We start from the raw sequence: 15,772 nt of genomic DNA on the forward strand, positions 1-15,772 counted from the left end.
GTCTCGCATGATGGGCCAGCGCGTCCCGTGCCTTGATCATTCCCCCGTCCCGGCGCCTACCCTCGCGTGTGAGCACCCGCGACGACGTCTACGTGCACGGCCACCACGAGTCGGTCCTGCGCTCCCACCGGTGGCGCACGGCCGAGAACTCGGCCGCGTACCTGCTGCCCGTGCTCGAGCGCGGCCAGCGCCTGCTCGACGTGGGCTGCGGTCCGGGCACGGTCACGATCGACCTCGCGCAGCGTGTCGCTCCGGGCGAGGTGCACGGGATCGACGCGTCGAGCGCCGTCATCGAGATCGCCCGCAAGGCCGCCGCGGACGCCGGCGCCCTCAACGTGACGTTCGAGGTCGGCGACGCGTACGAGCTGGCGTTCGACGACGACACGTTCGACGTGGTGCACGCCCACCAGGTGCTCCAGCACCTCACCGACCCGGTCGCGGCGCTGCGGGAGATGAGGCGCGTGACGCGCCCGGGCGGCGTGGTCGCGGTGCGCGACAGCGACTACTCGGGGATGACCTGGTTCCCGCCGTCGGCGGGCCTGGACGAGTGGTCCGCGCTGTACCACGAGGTCACGCAGGCCAACGGAGCCGAGGCGGACGCCGGGCGCCGGCTGCTGCAGTGGGTGCGCGAGGCCGGCTTCGACCCGGCGGGCGTCGCCCCGAGCGCCGGCGTGTGGTGCTACGCGACGCCCCAGGACCGTGCGTGGTGGGCCGGCCTGTGGGCCGACCGGTGCGTCGCGTCGAACTTCGCGCAGCAGGCGATCGCGCACGGGCTGGCCGACGAGGTCGGGCTCGAGCAGCTCGCGGACGCGTGGCACGAGTGGGGCCGCCAGCCCGACGGCTGGTTCGCGGTGCTGCATGGCGAGGTGCTCGCGCGCGCCTGACGCCGCCTAGGTGTACTCGGCCATCACGTTGGTGACAGGGCGTTGACGTGGGCGAGGGCCTCCGGCGTAGTGGAGATGTCTCGTCTTCACGATCCGGAGGCCCTCGTGGTTCACGCTAATGCGCGGCTGACGCCGCATGGGAGATGGTTGTTGGTGCAGCGGGTGCGGGTGCAGGGGCGCCCGGTCGCTCATGTCGCCCGCGAGCTGGGTGTCTCGCGCCAGTGCGCGCATCGGTGGGTGGCTCGTTTCGATGCGCAGGGCCGTGCCGGTCTGCAGGACCGGTCCTCGCGTCCGCGACGGTCACCGGCGGTGACCAGCCCTGAGCGGGTCGCACTCGTGCTCGCTGCGCGTGAGCGGTTGCGGCGCGGTCCGGACGAGCTCGCGCGGGCGACCGGAGTGCCGGCGCGGACCGTCTCGCGGATCCTGCGCCGCGCCCACGTGCCCTACCTGTGGCAGTGCGACCCGATCAGCGGTGAGCCGATCCGGGCGTCGAAGGTGACCGCGGTCCGCTACGAGCACGCGCACCCGGGTGACCTCGTGCACGTCGACGTCAAGAAGGTCGGGCGGATCCCGCAAGGCGGTGGGTGGAGAGCGCATGGGCGAGCCGGCACCCAGGCCGCGAAGAAGAAGCGCCCGCTGATCGGCTATGACTACGTCCACGCCGCCGTGGACGACTACTCACGAGTCGCCTACGCCGAGATCCTGCCGGACGAGAAAGGCGCGACCTGCGCGGGCTTCATCGACCGTGCCCTGACCCACTTCGCCGCGCTGGGCACACCCGTCAGAGCCGTCCTCACCGACAACCACTGGTCCTACGCACACGCCCACGAGGTCGCTGCGGTGCTCGCCGCGCACCAGACCGCGCACTGGTTCATCAAGGCCCACTGCCCCTGGCAGAACGGCAAGGTCGAACGATTCAACCGCACCCTCGCCAGCGAATGGGCCTACCGGCATCCATGGACCTCGAACGACCAGCGAACCACCGCCTTCACCACCTGGCTCAACGAGTACAACACTGAACGTCACCACCACGCCGTCGGCGCCGCCCCCGTCACCCGACTGTCACCAACGTGATGGCCGAGTACACCTAGGCTGGGCACGTGCGCATCGCCAGGTTCACGATCGGTTCGGATCCCCGCTTCGCCCTCGTCGAGGGGGAGCCCGGCTCGGAAGAGCTCGTGGTCATCACGGGCGACCCCATCTACACGCCGGTGCAGCCCACGGGCGAGCGCATCCCCCTGGACGACGACGCGGTGCGCCTGCTCGCACCCGTGATCCCGCGCTCCAAGGTCGTCGGCGTGGGGCGCAACTACGCGGACCACGCGGCGGAGATGGGCAACGAGCTCCCCACGCAGCCGCTGCTGTTCCTCAAGCCCAACACGTCCGTCGTCGGCCCCGACGACCCGGTGGTGCTGCCGGACTGGACGCAGGAGGTCTCGTACGAGGCGGAGCTCGCGGTCGTGATCGGCAAGGTCACCAAGGGCGTGACGCCCGAGCGCGCGCTCGACCACGTCTTCGGGTTCACGGTCGCGAACGACATCACGGCGCGGGACATCCAGCGGTCGGACTCGCAGTGGACGCGCGCCAAGGGCTTCGACGGCTCGTGCCCGCTCGGCCCGTGGATCGTCCCCGGTCTCGACGTCGACGACCTCGCGGTGCGCTCGCGCGTCAACGGTGAGCCGCGGCAGGACGGGCGCACGTCGCAGATGGTGTTCGACGTCGCGTACCTCGTGTCGTACGTCAGCGAGGTGTTCACGCTGCTGCCCGGGGACGTCATCCTCACGGGGACCCCCGCCGGCGTCGGGCCGGTGGTCGACCGCGACGTCGTGGAGTGCGAGGTCGAGGGGATCGGCACGCTGCGCAACCCGGTGCTGCGCCGGCACTGAGCCGGACCCGAGCACGGCGCGCGGACGCGCCCGACTACCCTGGGACCCGTGACCACCCCCGCTGTCGACGGCTCCGCCGTGCGTGTCCGGTTCTGCCCGTCCCCGACCGGTCTGCCGCACGTCGGCATGGTCCGCACCGCGTTGTTCAACTGGGCGTACGCGCGGCACACGGGCGGCACGTTCGTCTTCCGGATCGAGGACACGGACGCGGCGCGCGACTCCGAGGAGAGCTACCGCATGCTCCTCGACGCGCTGCGCTGGCTGGGGCTCGACTGGGACGAGGGCGTCGAGGTCGGCGGCCCGCACGAGCCGTACCGGCAGTCGCAGCGCTACGACCTGTACCGCGACGTCGTCGCGAAGCTGCTCGAGGGCGGGTACGCCTACGAGTCCTGGTCGACGCCCGAGGAGATCGAGGCGCGCCACCGCGCGGCGGGCCGCGACCCCAAGCTCGGCTACGACGGGTACGACCGCGACCTCACCGACGAGCAGCGGCTCGCGTACCGCGAGCAGGGCCGTGAGCCCGTCATCCGGGTGCGGATGCCCGACGAGGACATCACGTTCACCGACCTGGTGCGCGGCGACGTGACGTTCAAGGCCGGCTCGGTGCCGGACTTCGTGGTCGTGCGCGCCAACGGCCACCCGCTGTACACGCTGGTCAACCCGGTCGACGACGCGCTCATGGGCATCACGCACGTGCTGCGCGGCGAGGACCTGCTGTCCTCCACCCCGCGCCAGGTCGTGCTGTACCGCGCGCTGCTCGAGCTCGGCGTCGCGCAGGTGATGCCGCAGTTCGGCCACCTGCCGTACGTCATGGGCGAGGGCAACAAGAAGCTCTCGAAGCGCGACCCCGAGTCGAACCTGTTCCTGCACCGCGAGAACGGCTTCACCCCCGAGGGCCTGCTCAACTACCTCTCGCTGCTCGGCTGGGGCCTGTCCGCGGACCGCGACATCTTCACGGTCGACGAGCTCGTCGCGGCGTTCGACGTGCACGACGTGAACCCCAACCCCGCGCGCTTCGACCTGAAGAAGGCCGAGGCGATCAACTCCGCGCACGTGCGCATGCTCGCGCCCGACGACTTCCGTGACCGTCTGGTCCCGTACCTGCACCACGCCGGCCTGGTGCCCGCGGACTCGTTCGCCGACCTCTCGCGCGAGCACCAGGACCTCCTGACGCAGGCGGCGCCCCTCGTGCAGGAGCGCATGACGCTGCTCGGCGAGGTCGTCGGGATGCTCGGCTTCCTGTTCGTCGCGGACGACGAGCTGCACGTCGAGGACGACGGCCGCAAGGCGCTGCGTGCGGAGTCGGCGCAGGTGCTGGACGCGGCGGTCGCCGCGCTGGAGGCGCTCCCCGCGGACGGCTTCACCACCGAGGCCACGCAGGCCGCGCTGCAGGCCGCGCTCGTCGACGAGGGTGGTCTCGGCATCAAGGCGCGCCTGGCGTACACGCCGCTGCGCGTCGCGGTGACCGGCCGACGCGTGTCCCCGCCGCTGTTCGAGTCGCTCGAGCTGCTCGGCAAGGACTCGACGCTGGCCCGCATCGCGGCGCTGCGCGCGTCCCTGTGACGGCCCCGACGCGGGACGCGGCACCGCGCGCGACGACGGGCGCTCTGGTCGACGGGGTGCTGTTCGACATCGACGACACGATCGTCGACACGCGCAGCGCGTTCGTCGCCGCCCTCGCGGCGGTCGGCGCCCGGTACCTCCCGTCGCTGCCGCCCGAGGATGCGGCGCGCCGCGACGAGGCGCTCCTGGCGATGTGGCGCGCGGACACCAACGGCCACTACCGCCGGTACACCCGCGGCGAGGTGCCCTACCTCGAGCAGAAGCGGGCGCGCGCCAACGAGCTGCACGCGACGCACGGCGGCCCCGAGCTCGACGAGGCCGCGTTCGCCGCGTGGGACGAGGTCTTCGACGCGGCGTTCCGCGCCGCCTGGGTCGCGCACCCCGAGACCGAGGCCGTGCTCGGCACGCTGCTGGACGCGGGGCTGGCGCTCGGCGCGCTGTCGAACGCCGCGACGTCGATGCAGACCGCCAAGCTCACGGCCGCGGGCCTCGTCGACCGCGTGCCGCTGCTCGTCGCCGTGGACACCCTGGGCTTCGGCAAGCCCGACCCCCGGGTCTTCCTCGAGGCGTGCCGCCGGCTCGGCACGGACCCGGCGCGCACCGCGTACGTGGGTGACGAGGCGGACGTCGACGCGCTCGGGGCGCGCGACGCAGGCCTCGTCGGCGTGTGGCTCGACCGGCCCGGCGCACGTCGGCACCCGGTCGACGAGGTGTCCGTCACCGCAGTGGCGGTGATCCGCTCGCTCGCCGAGCTGCCGGACGCCCTGGGCGTGCCCGCCGGGCCGGCTACGACAGCGTCGTCGCGCGCCAGCACCGCGTGACGTAGGGCAGCTCGGCGGCGGTGCGGCCCACCAGGTCGGGGTGCGTCGTCCACAGCGCGTCCACCTCGGCGAGCACCGCGTCGCGCTCCGCCGGGGACATCGCGATGAGGTGGCTGCGGCTCGCCGCCAACGCCCGCAGCTCGGGCGCCGTGATCGTCCGCGTCCAGACGACGTCGGTGCGCTGCCACGGTCCGATCTGCGGCCCCGCGAGCGGCGCCTCGCGGCGCGAGTAGTCGAGCGTGTCGCCGCGGTGCACGATCTCGAAGTACGCGTCCGCCCAGGAGGTGACGCCCTCGGCGACGACGTTCCACACGAGGGACAGCGAGCCGCCGGGTCGCAGCACGCGCGCCACCTCGGCGCTCGCGGCGACGGGGTCGAACCAATGCCACGCCTGGCCCACCGTCACGACGTCCGCGCACGCGTCCGGCAACCCGGTGTCCTCGGCGGTGCCGCGGCGTGCGTCGACGCCGGGGAGCGCCGCGATCAGCGCGGCGCGCATGACGTCGTCGGGCTCGACCGCGGTGACCCGCAGCCCGCCCAGCGCCACGAGACCCGCGGTGAGCTTGCCCGTTCCGGCGCCCAGGTCGACCACGTCGCGCGCGTCCGGTGGCACGAGCCACGCGACGGCCTCGGCGGGGTACGTGGGCCGCGCCGCGGCGTACGCCTCGACGCCGCGCCCGAACGACGACGAACGCACCCGGTGCAGCTCGCTGCGCCAGTCCTGGCTCGGATCGGTCATGCCGCCCCCGTCGGTCGTGGCTCAGCCCGGCAGGTCCAACCGTGCCACGACCTCGTCGTGCAGCAGCCCGTTGGTCACCAGCGCGTTGCCGCCGAACGGCCCCGGCACGCCGCTCACGGACGTGAACCGGCCGCCGGCCTCGGAGACGATCGGCACGAGCGCGGCCATGTCGTGCAGCGCGAGCTCGGGCTCGGCCGCGACGTCCACGGCGCCCTCCGCGACGAGCACGTACGACCAGAAGTCGCCGTACGCGCGCGTGCGCCAGACCGTACGCATGAGGTCGAGCACCTGCGGCAGCCGGTCCACGTCCTCCCACCCCGTGAGCGAGGAGTAGGAGAACGACGCGTCCTCGAGCCGGTCCACGCGCGAGACGTGCAGCTGCGTGGCCTGCGAGAGGGACCGACCGCTCCACGCGCCCGAGCCCTTCGCGGCCCACCAGCGCCGCCCGAGCGCCGGCGCGCTCACGAGGCCGACGACCACCTCGTCGCCGTCGAGCAGCGCGATCAGCGTCGCCCACACGGGCACGCCGCGCACGAAGTTCTTGGTGCCGTCGATCGGGTCGACGACCCACCGGCGCGGCCCGTGCCCCGTGTCGGGCAGCTCCTCGCCGTGCACCGCGTCCCGCGGGCGGGTGCGCGACAGCTGCGAGCGCACCAGCTCCTCGGCCGCGCGGTCGGCGTCCGACACCGGCGAGAGGTCGGGCTTGGTCTCCACGACCAGGTCGAGCGCCTTGAACCGCGAGAGGGTCAGCGAGTCGACCTGGTCCGCGATCACGTGGGCGAGGCGCAGGTCGTCGTCGTACCCGGTCCGCAGGCTCATGGCGCCACCGTAGCGGTGCGGGTCACGACGCCGCGGGCGTGTCCGCCTCGCTCGTGCCGAGCCGGCTCGCCAGGATGCGCCGGAACGAGTCGACGCGCGCTGCGCGCGCGGCCCGCTCGACGTCGTCGTCGGCCGCGGCGACCCACTCGTCGAGCCCGCAGTCGGGCGCGTCCGCCGCGTGCGTGCAGCCGCGCGGGCAGCGCTCGTCGGACGCCTCCCCGAGGTCCCCGAACGCGTGCAGCAGGTGGTCGGGGTCGACGTGCGCGAGCCCGAAGGACCGCACTCCGGGGGTGTCGATCACCCACGTGGGCGCGCCCGGCCCGGGCACGCGCAGCGCCACCGCGGACGTCGACGTGTGCCGTCCGCGCCCCGTGACGGAGTTGACGACGCCCGTCGCGCGCTGCGCGTCCGGCACGAGCGCGTTGACGAGCGTCGACTTGCCGACGCCGGAGTGCCCGACGAGCACGGACGTGCGCCCCGCGAGCGCCGCCCGCAGGTCCGCCAGGCCGTGGATCGCACGCTCGCCGCGCGGGCCCTCGGCGTGCGTCACGACGGTGCGCACCCCCACGGGGGAGTACATCCCGACGAGCGCGGCCGGGTCCGCGAGGTCCGCCTTCGTCAGCGCGAGCAGCACGTCCATGCGTGCGTCGTACGCGGCCGCGACGCACCGGTCGATCATGCGCGTGCGCGGCTCGGGATCGGCGAGCGCGGTCACCACGACGAGCTGGTCGGCGTTCGCGACGATGACGCGCTCGACCGGGTCGGTGTCGTCGGCCGTGCGGCGCAGCACCGTGCGGCGGTCCGTGATGCGCACGATGCGTGCGAGCGTGCCCTGCGCGCCCGTGGTGTCGCCCACCAGGTCGACGACGTCGCCGGGCACCACGCGCTCGCGGCCAAGCTCGCGGGCCTTCATCGCGGTCGCGGGACGCTCGTCCGGGCCGTCCGCGTCGACCAGCACCGCGTACCGGCCGCGGTCGACGCCCGTGACCATCGCGCGCTGCGCGTCCGCGTGCTCCGGGCGCTGCTTGGTCCGCGGCCGTGACCCCTTGCCGGGCCGGATCCGCACGTCGGACTCGTCGTACTGCCTCCGCCTCGTCACGAGGGGGCGTCACCCGCCAGCATCCGGTCCCACAGCCCGACGAAGTTCGGGATGGTCTTCGCGGTCGTCGCGACGTCCTCGACCTGGACCCCCGGCACACGTAGCCCGACGAGCGCGCCCGCGGTCGCCATGCGGTGGTCCGCGTACGAGCGCCACGTCCCGGCGACGAGCGGGCGCGGCGTGATGACGAGACCGTCGGCGGTCTGCTCCGCCTGCCCGCCGAGGCGCGTGATCTCGCTCGCCAGCGCCGCCAGGCGGTCCGTCTCGTGGCCGCGCAGGTGCGCGATGCCGCGCAGGCGCGTGGGAGAGTCGGCCAGCACCGCGAGCGCGGCGATGGTCGGCGCGATCTCACCCGCCGCGTGCAGGTCGAGGTCCACGCCCCGGACGACTCCGGTGCCGGTCACCGCGAGCTCGTCGCCGACGAGCGCGGTGCGTCCGCCCATGCGCTCGAGGATCCCCGGCAGCAGCGCGCCCGGCTGCGTGGTCCGCGCGGGCCACCCCGGGACGCGGACGGTGCCGCCCGCGACGAGCGCCGCGCACAGGAAGGGCGCGGCGTTGGACAGGTCCGGCTCGACGCGCACGTCCCGGCCCGCGACCGGGCCGGGGGCCACCTCCCAGATCGCCGGGCGGGAGTCGTCCACCTGGATGCCCGCGGCGCGCATCGCCGCGACGGTCATCTCGATGTGCGGCAGGCTCGGCAGCGTCGGGCCGGTGTGCCGCACGACGAGACCCTGGTCGAACCGTGCGGCGGCGAGCAGCAGGCCGGAGACGAACTGGCTCGACCCGGACGCGTCGACGTCGACGCTGCCGCCGCGCACCGAGCCGTGGCCGTGCACCGTGAAGGGCAGCCGCCCGGCCTCGCCCTCCTCGTCGACCCGCACGCCCAACGCCTGCAGCGCACGGATCACCGGACCCATCGGGCGCACCAGCGCCTCGGCGTCGCCCGTGAAGCGCACCGGACCGTCGGCGAGCGCGGCGACCGCCGGCAGGAACCGCATGACCGTGCCCGCGAGCCCGCAGTCGATGCCTACGCCGCCGCGCAGCGGGCCGGGCGTGACCAGCACGTCGTCGTCCAGCGTGACCTGCACGCCGAGCTGACCGAGCGCCGCGGCCATGAGGCGCGTGTCACGCGACAGGAGCGCCGAGCGCAGCCGTCCGGGGGAGTCGGCGAGCGCGGCGAGGACGAGGTAGCGGTTGGTGAGCGACTTCGACCCGGGGACCTCCACGCGCGCGTCGAGCGGTGCGGTCGCGGTGGGCGCCGGCCACAGCGGCAGGGACGTCGGCGGGAGGGTCGCGGTCATGGCGCCCAGGCTAGTCACGCGCAGCCGGACGGACGGTCTAGGCTCACGCCGTGAACACGCAGAATCAGGACATTCTCCCTCTCGGTCCCGCTCCGCGCCCCGCCACGGACGACGACCTGACCGCCCGCCTGCGCACCGCGCTCACCACGTCCGCGGGCGTCGAGCCCGCGTCCGCCGAGCACCTGCGCGTGGCGGCGAGCGTCGCCGGCTCGGACGTCCCGACGCTCGACGTCGACCTCACGGGCGTCACGGTCTCGCCGCGCGAGGCGCGCGCGTCGCGCGCCGCCGCGGGTGCGCCGGACCCGGTGGCGCGCGAGCGCGGGACCGTGGGCAAGCTGCGCGTCGAGGCGCACCCGGTCACGGTCGTGGGTGCGGCCGTCGACGTCGTGGTCGAGGCCGCCGGGGTGCCGTTCGAGTGGGTCGAGACCGCCGACGGCGGGGTGGGCCTCGCGTGGGTCGAGCCGGACGCGTCGAGCCCGGTGACCGGCTCCGCCCGCCTCGCGGTGCCGGCGCGCGCGATCCAGGCGGCCGCCGAGCGCGTCGCGGCGCAGCTCGCCGCCGCCAACGGCCTCACGCTCGCGCGGCTCGACGTCCGGCTCGCCCCGGCCGGCGACAACGGCGTCGCCGTCACCGTCGAGGCCCAGGTCAAGAAGACCCTGCTGTCCGCCACGGTCGAGGCCGGCATGACCGCGGTCGTCGACGACGCGCTGGGCGTCACGCTGCGTGACGTGCGCGTCACGAGCCGCAACCCGGTGGTCGCGGCGCTGCTGGTCGCGGCGCGCAGCCGCGTCGAGCGCTACGACGGGCGCCGGTTCGACCTCGTGTCCGAGCTGCCCGCGGGCATCCGCCTCGCGGACGTGCGCGTCACGGTCGGCGACGAGGTCGTGCTGACGGCTCGCGCGCAGTGACGCACTGACGCACTGACGCCGGACCGTCCCGTCCGACCGTCCCGTCCGACCGGCCGGGACGGTCCGGGCGTCTCGGCGTGCCAGGACCTCGGCGTGCCAGGACCTCGGCGGGTCAGGCCTCGTCGGCCCTCGCCGCGACCCGGCGCTCGTGCGCGTCCTCGAGGCGCCACCGCAGACCGGGCCGTCCCTCGCGGTCGGCGGCGACGAGCACCGCCCCCGCGGCGAACGCGAGCGAGCGCACCAGACGGTCCCGGCGCGCCCGCTTCTGGTGCGGGGTGCGCTCGGCGCGGTCCGGCAGGTTCACGAGGACGAGCGGCGCGGTCAGCCCGGCGAGCGCGAGCGCGGCGGTGCGGGGCGCCTTGCCGGCCGCGAGCGCGACCGCGGCCAGCGTGACCGCCGCGCCGTGCGCCCGGACCAGCGCGGTGAGCTGCTCGTCGGTCACGTCCACGCGCGCGCCCGGCGCGGCCTTCCCGACCCGGTCGACGGCCGCCCGGGCCGCGGCGACGTGCGGCGCGGGGGAGCGCAGCGCGTCGACCCCCTCGGTCAGGAACCACGAGGCGAACAGCGGGCGGGCGATCCGGCGGAGCAGCACGGTGACCCCTTCTCGTCGGTCAGCGGTCGTCCCCACGCTACTGCGCGCGGGAATCGCGCGCCGCCCGCGCGTGTTGCGCCCACCATGACCTGTGTCGCCGAGCCCGCCACGGGGCGAGCCCCCGAGCCAGCCGCAGCGGTCGTCGGCCACCCCGCCGGTGCGCCCGTGCCGGGCCGCGGCGCACTGGGTGCGCTCGCGACCCTCGTCGCCGCGCTGTCCGTACCGCGACCGTCGGCCGGTGACGCACGGGTGGCGGGCATAGGCTCGGCCCCGATGAGCGACGAGACGCCCGACCCCCAGCCGGCCGACACGGCGATCCCGGACATCGAGCCGATGCCCGAGGGCGGCTCGCGCGCGCCCGACGCCGAGGACGAGACCGCACGTGCCGCACGGTTCGAGCAGGACGCGCTCGTGTACCTCGACCAGCTGTACGGCGCCGCGCTGCGCATGACGCGCAACCCGGCCGACGCCGAGGACCTGGTCCAGGAGACGTTCACGAAGGCGTTCGCCGCGTTCCACCAGTACAAGCCGGGGACGAACCTCAAGGCGTGGCTGTACCGGATCCTGACGAACACCTACATCAACACCTACCGCAAGAAGCAGCGCGAGCCGCAGCAGTCGCACGCCGAGGAGATCGAGGACTGGCAGCTCGCGCAGGCGGCGTCGCACACGTCGAGCGGTCTGCGCTCGGCGGAGGCCGAGGCGCTGGACCACCTGCCGGACTCGGACGTGAAGGACGCGCTGCAGCGCATCCCGGAGGAGTTCCGGATCGCGGTCTACCTCGCTGACGTCGAGGGCTTCGCGTACAAGGAGATCGCCGAGATCATGGGGACGCCGATCGGGACCGTGATGTCCCGCCTGCACCGTGGCCGCGGTCAGCTGCGTGAGCTGCTCGCGGACTACGCGCGGGAGCGCGGGCTGGTGCCCGCGGTGCACGGCTCGTCGAAGGAGGGCGAGTGATGACCGGGAGCGACTGGACCGAGCCGCGGGTGTCGTCCACGGGCTGCGACTGCGACGAGGCGGTCTCGGAGCTGTGGGCGTACCTGGACTCCGAGCTGGAGCCCGTCGAGGCGCAGCGCGTCAAGGCGCACCTCGAGGGCTGCTCGGGCTGCCTCAGCGAGCACGACGTCGAGCTCGTCGTGAAGAAGCTCGTGCGCCGCTGCTGGCAGGACGAGGACGTGGCGCCCGCCGAGCTGCACGCGCGCATCCGCGCGACGCTCACGACTATCCGGATCACGCAGGCCTAGGACGTCCGCGGCCGTCGGGCATCCGCAGCCGCACGGCACGCACGACGAAGGCCCCGCCACCTGTCGGTGTGCGGGGCCTTCGTACGGGTGCGTCGGCGGCGACCCTGCTGAGCGTGCGCTCAGGCGTTGGGGCGCTTGCCGTGGTTCGCCGCGCTCCCGGCGCGGGAGCGGCGCTTGCGGCCACGCTTGCTCATGGGGCTTCCCTTCGTCGGCCTCGGTCGCGGAGTTGCATGCCATCGTCCCACATCCCCGGGGTGCTCCCGGACGCGTGCGCACGCCTCGGACGGGCGCCGGTCCGCGGCGCGCGGGACGGTACGTACCTCTCAAGTCGCTCGGGCGGCGGACCGATGACATCCCTCGTGAGCGCGCCCACGCAGTCCGTCATCCCGTTCCTGCACGCCCTGGCCAGCACGGGCGGCTCCGACCTGCACTGCAAGGTGGGCTCCGCCCCCGCGTGCGGGTCGACGGCCGGCTGCGCAAGCTGCAGGTGCCCGACCTCACCCCGCGCGACACCGAGGCGATGCTCGAGGAGGTCCTGCCCGACGACCTGGTGCAGACGTTCCGCGAGTCGCACGAGGCGGACTTCGCGTACTCGCTGTCGGGTGTGGGCCGGTTCCGCGTCAACGCGTACCAGGCGCGCGGCACGTACGGGCTGGTGTTCCGGCGCGTCGCGGTGGGCGCCCAGCCGCTGGGTGAGCTCGGGATCCCCGAGGTCGTGGGCGAGCTCGCGCTCGAGCCGCGCGGGCTGGTGCTGGTGACCGGCCCGACCGGGTCCGGCAAGACCACGACGCTCGCGTCGATGGTCGACCTCATCAACAGCTACCGCGAGGTCAACATCGTCACGATCGAGGACCCGATCGAGATCCTGCACCAGGACAAGAAGGCGATCGTCTCGCAGCGCGAGGTGCGCCAGGACACCGCGGACTTCACGGTCGCGCTGCGCGCCGCGATGCGCCAGGACCCGGACGTGATCCTCGTCGGCGAGATGCGTGACATCGAGACGGTGCGAGCGGCGCTGTCCGCGGCCGAGACCGGCCACCTCGTGCTGTCCACGCTGCACACGATCGACGCCCCCGAGACGATCAACCGCATCGTCGACTTCTTCCCGCTGCACGAGCAGAAGCAGGTGCGCGTCGCGCTCTCGCAGGCGCTGCGCGGCGTCGTGTCCCAGCGCCTGGTGCGCAAGGCGGACGGCTCGGGCCGGCGTGCCGCTGTGGAGGTCATGGTCAACACGGGCCGCACGGCCGAGGCGATCCTCGACCCGCAGAACAGCGCGCCGCTGGTGGACCTCATCCGCGAGGGCGACTACTACAAGATGCAGACGTTCGACCAGCACCTGTTCCGCATGGTGCGGGACGGCGAGATCACGTACGAGGAGGCTATCGGGGCGTCCACGAGCCCGCACGACCTCACGGTCGAGCTGCGCGCCGCCGGCATCGTCACGTGACCGCTGCGCCGGCCGGGCTCCGGTCGGCGTGAGACGCGATATGTCTTGACCGCGGCAGAAACGCGATATAGCGTGACTGCTGGACAAGATATATCGCGAAGGGGAGTGCTCTCATGGCCACCGAGTCCTGGGTCGTCGCCGGCCCGCAGATCATCGAGGTCGAGAACGTCACGTCGCTGCGGGTGCAGCTCGTCGGAGGACGCGTCGACGTCGTCGCGCACGACGAGCCGGGCGCGCGCATCGAGGTGCACTCCGTCGACGGCCGCCCGCTCGAGATCGGGCTGGCCGACGGCGAGCTGCGTCTGGGCTACAGCTTCACGCTCACCGGGTGGGACGGCTTCCTCGAGAAGTTCCGCAACTTCCGGGACAAGGACCGTGCCGACGTGCACATCGCGATCCCGCGGTCGGTCGCCACGAAGCTCGGCACGGTCAGCGCCGACGGCCTGCTCGTGGGCGTGCTCGAGGACTCGTCGGTCTCGACGGTCTCCGGCTCGCTCGTCACCGACGGCACGCGCGGCCGCCTGTCCGCCAACACCGTCTCGGGCGAGGTCGTCGTGCGCGACCACGGCGGGCCGATCAAGCTCAACTCCGTCTCGGGTGAGCTCGCGGCGTCCGGCGAGCTGTCGCTCGTCCAGGCCAACACGGTCTCGGGCGCGCTGTCGCTCGACGTGACGACGGGCTCGTCGTCGGTCACCGCCACGACCGTCTCGGGCGACGTCACGGTCCGGCTGCCGGAGGGCAAGGGCCTGCACGTCAAGGCGCACTCGATCTCGGGCCGCCTCGTCGTCGACGGCGAGGAGCACAAGGGCTCGAGCGCCGGGCAGCGCCGCGTGGACCTCGCGACCGGCGACGGCGCGTGCTACGTCTCGGCGAGCACGGTGAGCGGCCACGTGACGGTGCTGCGCGGCGAGGTGGCCCGATGATGGCGCCGGTGTTCGCGCACGGCCAGCTGCGCCTGTACCTGCTCTCGCTGCTCGAGTCCGGGCCCAAGCACGGCTACGAGCTCATCACGGCGCTCTCGGACCGGTTCGGGGGCACGTACCGCCCGAGCGCGGGCACGATCTACCCGCGCCTCGCCCGCCTCGAGGAGGAGGGGCTGGTCACCCGGTACGACGAGGAGCGCAAGAGCACCTACGCGCTCACGGAAGCCGGGTACGCCGAGCTCCAGGCGCGGCGCGGGGACCTGGCCGACCTCGAGCAGGGCATCGCCGAGACGGTGCGCGAGCGCGCGTCGCAGGTCCGCGAGGACGTGCGCGGCACGATGCACGGCCTGCGGGCCGACCTCGCCGCCGCGGCGCAGCAGGCGCGCGACCAGGCGGGCCAGGCGCCGCACGCCGACCAGCACGCGTCGTCGCACGTGCACCGGGTCGAGGCCGAGCAGCTCCTCTCGCGGTTCCGTGACGAGGTGCGCGCCGAGCTGCGGCGCGCGGACGCGGCGGGTCAGGTCGAGCGGCTCACGGTCGACACGCTGCGGACCGTGCTCGACACCGCGTTGGCCGCGGTGCGCTCGACGCTGCGGTGAGGTGCCGTGCTGCCCGCGGGCTGGCGGCCCGCACCGCTGCTCCTGCTGTCCCTCGCGGTTCTCGCGTCAGGCCGCGTCGTCCGGGAGCCCGAGCCAGGTGTGCCAGCCCGTGTGCAGGACGAGCCAGGCCATGAGCCCGTACCCGGCCTGCCCGGGCAGGAGCCCGTCACCGGAGGCCAGGTCGGCGAGCCACTGCTCGTGCGCGGCCAGCGGCGCGTAGGTGTCGACGTAGGGCACCCGGCGGCGGGTCGCGACGTCGCCGAACGCGGCAGACAGCTCCGCGAGCCGGTCGCCGTCCGTGGCCGCGCCCGGCGGCGGTCCGACGACGAACGCGGGCAGCCGCCGCTGCTCGGCGACGTCCAGGACGTTGGCCAGGTTGAGGCGGCTGCGGGCGAGCGAGAGGCCCGCGCCCAGGTCGTGGCGGCCGAGGCCGATGACCAGGCGCGTGTCGACGTCGGGCGTGAGCCGGCGCGCGACCTCCTCCTCCCAGCGGTGACCGAGCTCGGTCGTCGTCTCGCCCGGGACGGCGAGCGTCAGGACCGTGAGCCGGTCGTCCGTACGGGTTCGGGCGGCGACGCGCCCGACCCAGCCGAGCGCCTTGGGGTCGCCGGCGCCCGCGACGAGCTCGTCGCCGACCACCACGAGCCGTAGCTCTCCCACGGGTCCTCCTGTCCGTCGTGCCGGCGCTCATCCTCCCAGCGCGGGAGGCGTGGCACGGCGAGAACGACGGGCGAGTCGCGGACCTGTGGGGAGCGCCCGGCGGCGAACCGGGTCAGAACGGGTGGCTGGGCAAGCCGTGTGCGGTGTCCGACCAGGAGGTCCGGGACGCCGGGGGTCGCCGCGAGCCGAGGCCGTCGCGGCGGAGCAGGAACGCGAGGCGGAACGCCGTCCAGACGGCCAGCGCCACCAGCAGGAGCAGGAACCAGGTCATGGCAGAAAGTCTG

The 15,772-nt window shown here is 74.1% G+C and carries 19 protein-coding genes; 11 read left to right on the forward strand and 8 right to left on the reverse strand.

The features are described from left to right. Window positions 1-68: 68 nt before the first annotated feature. The 5 genes from CBP52_RS01455 to CBP52_RS01475 all read left to right on the forward strand — a co-directional run bounded on the left by CBP52_RS01455 (window position 69) and on the right by CBP52_RS01475 (window position 5,154). Entirely contained in the window at window positions 69-884 is an 816-nt protein-coding gene (locus CBP52_RS01455; protein WP_094179519.1) for a methyltransferase domain-containing protein, read from the forward strand. A 75-nt stretch (window positions 885-959) separates the two neighbouring features. Continuing rightward, the gene (locus CBP52_RS01460; RefSeq protein ID WP_094182009.1) at window positions 960-1,958 is read left to right on the forward strand and encodes an IS481 family transposase; all 999 of its coding nucleotides are present in this window, start codon (window positions 960-962) and stop codon (window positions 1,956-1,958) included. A 26-nt stretch (window positions 1,959-1,984) separates the two neighbouring features. Next, a complete protein-coding gene (locus CBP52_RS01465) occupies window positions 1,985-2,770 on the forward strand; it encodes a fumarylacetoacetate hydrolase family protein (RefSeq protein WP_094179520.1) in 786 nt (261 codons plus the stop codon). A 48-nt stretch (window positions 2,771-2,818) separates the two neighbouring features. After that, window positions 2,819-4,333, forward strand: coding sequence for a glutamate--tRNA ligase (gltX, locus tag CBP52_RS01470; protein ID WP_094179521.1), 1,515 nt, complete (start codon window positions 2,819-2,821; stop codon window positions 4,331-4,333). Then, window positions 4,330-5,154: an HAD family hydrolase gene (locus CBP52_RS01475; protein WP_094179522.1), complete on the forward strand. Its 825-nt coding sequence runs from the start codon at window positions 4,330-4,332 to the stop codon at window positions 5,152-5,154. Before gltX ends, CBP52_RS01475 begins: the two co-directional genes overlap by 4 nt. Here the strand turns inward: CBP52_RS01475 and CBP52_RS01480 are convergent. The 4 genes from CBP52_RS01480 to aroA are packed head-to-tail and all read right to left on the reverse strand — an operon-like array spanning window position 5,120 to window position 9,112. Next, the gene (locus CBP52_RS01480; protein ID WP_094179523.1) at window positions 5,120-5,893 is read right to left on the reverse strand and encodes a class I SAM-dependent methyltransferase; all 774 of its coding nucleotides are present in this window, start codon (window positions 5,891-5,893) and stop codon (window positions 5,120-5,122) included. The genes CBP52_RS01475 and CBP52_RS01480 overlap by 35 nt on opposite strands. A gap of 21 nt (window positions 5,894-5,914) precedes the next feature. After that, window positions 5,915-6,712, reverse strand: coding sequence for an inositol monophosphatase family protein (locus CBP52_RS01485; protein ID WP_094179524.1), 798 nt, complete (start codon window positions 6,710-6,712; stop codon window positions 5,915-5,917). A gap of 22 nt (window positions 6,713-6,734) precedes the next feature. Further along, a complete protein-coding gene (gene rsgA, locus CBP52_RS01490) occupies window positions 6,735-7,811 on the reverse strand; it encodes a ribosome small subunit-dependent GTPase A (RefSeq protein WP_094179525.1) in 1,077 nt (358 codons plus the stop codon). Continuing rightward, the gene (aroA, locus tag CBP52_RS01495; protein WP_094179526.1) at window positions 7,808-9,112 is read right to left on the reverse strand and encodes a 3-phosphoshikimate 1-carboxyvinyltransferase; all 1,305 of its coding nucleotides are present in this window, start codon (window positions 9,110-9,112) and stop codon (window positions 7,808-7,810) included. The genes rsgA and aroA overlap by 4 nt, the downstream gene beginning before the upstream one ends. A 50-nt stretch (window positions 9,113-9,162) precedes the next feature. Here aroA and CBP52_RS01500 point away from each other — a divergent pair, with 50 nt between their 5' ends. Then, window positions 9,163-10,020, forward strand: a complete 858-nt coding sequence (locus tag CBP52_RS01500; RefSeq protein ID WP_094179527.1) for a hypothetical protein — start codon at window positions 9,163-9,165, stop codon at window positions 10,018-10,020. 112 nt (window positions 10,021-10,132) lie between these two features. Here CBP52_RS01500 and CBP52_RS01505 read toward each other — a convergent pair whose 3' ends face one another. Next, window positions 10,133-10,612, reverse strand: coding sequence for a DoxX family membrane protein (locus CBP52_RS01505; protein WP_094179528.1), 480 nt, complete (start codon window positions 10,610-10,612; stop codon window positions 10,133-10,135). An 84-nt stretch (window positions 10,613-10,696) separates the two neighbouring features. On the opposite strand from CBP52_RS01505, the gene CBP52_RS01510 reads away from it, so the two are divergent. Together CBP52_RS01510 and rsrA are read left to right on the forward strand one after the other, a co-directional pair. Next, window positions 10,697-11,572: a sigma-70 family RNA polymerase sigma factor gene (locus tag CBP52_RS01510; protein ID WP_369826266.1), complete on the forward strand. Its 876-nt coding sequence runs from the start codon at window positions 10,697-10,699 to the stop codon at window positions 11,570-11,572. Continuing rightward, on the forward strand, window positions 11,572-11,859 hold the full coding sequence (gene rsrA, locus CBP52_RS01515; protein ID WP_094182056.1) for a mycothiol system anti-sigma-R factor: 288 nt from the start codon (window positions 11,572-11,574) through the stop codon (window positions 11,857-11,859). Before CBP52_RS01510 ends, rsrA begins: the two co-directional genes overlap by 1 nt. Window positions 11,860-11,978: 119 nt before the next feature. Here the strand turns inward: rsrA and CBP52_RS18630 are convergent, their stop codons facing one another. After that, window positions 11,979-12,053 carry a 50S ribosomal protein bL37 gene (locus CBP52_RS18630; protein ID WP_118766687.1) on the reverse strand — a complete coding sequence of 25 codons (75 nt, stop codon included), beginning with the start codon at window positions 12,051-12,053 and terminating at the stop codon, window positions 11,979-11,981. 260 nt (window positions 12,054-12,313) lie between these two features. Here CBP52_RS18630 and CBP52_RS01520 point away from each other — a divergent pair, with 260 nt between their 5' ends. From CBP52_RS01520 to CBP52_RS01530, 3 genes are all read left to right on the forward strand, one after another. Further along, window positions 12,314-13,306 carry a type IV pilus twitching motility protein PilT gene (locus CBP52_RS01520; RefSeq protein ID WP_232514604.1) on the forward strand — a complete coding sequence of 331 codons (993 nt, stop codon included), beginning with the start codon at window positions 12,314-12,316 and terminating at the stop codon, window positions 13,304-13,306. Window positions 13,307-13,419: 113 nt separating this feature from the next. Continuing rightward, complete coding sequence (locus tag CBP52_RS01525) at window positions 13,420-14,229, forward strand: DUF4097 family beta strand repeat-containing protein (RefSeq protein WP_094179529.1); 810 nt, start codon at window positions 13,420-13,422, stop codon at window positions 14,227-14,229. Then, the gene (locus tag CBP52_RS01530) at window positions 14,229-14,828 is read left to right on the forward strand and encodes a PadR family transcriptional regulator (protein WP_094179530.1); all 600 of its coding nucleotides are present in this window, start codon (window positions 14,229-14,231) and stop codon (window positions 14,826-14,828) included. Before CBP52_RS01525 ends, CBP52_RS01530 begins: the two co-directional genes overlap by 1 nt. A gap of 66 nt (window positions 14,829-14,894) precedes the next feature. On the opposite strand, the gene CBP52_RS01535 is transcribed toward CBP52_RS01530, so the two are convergent. Then, the gene (locus tag CBP52_RS01535; protein ID WP_094179531.1) at window positions 14,895-15,488 is read right to left on the reverse strand and encodes a GDSL-type esterase/lipase family protein; all 594 of its coding nucleotides are present in this window, start codon (window positions 15,486-15,488) and stop codon (window positions 14,895-14,897) included. Between the two features lie 112 nt (window positions 15,489-15,600). After that, a complete protein-coding gene (locus CBP52_RS17790; RefSeq protein ID WP_198303510.1) occupies window positions 15,601-15,759 on the reverse strand; it encodes a hypothetical protein in 159 nt (52 codons plus the stop codon). Window positions 15,760-15,772 lie beyond the last annotated feature (13 nt).

The sequence above is a fragment of the Cellulomonas sp. PSBB021 genome (assembly GCF_002240455.1).
Classification (GTDB): Bacteria; Actinomycetota; Actinomycetes; order Actinomycetales; family Cellulomonadaceae; genus Cellulomonas; species Cellulomonas uda.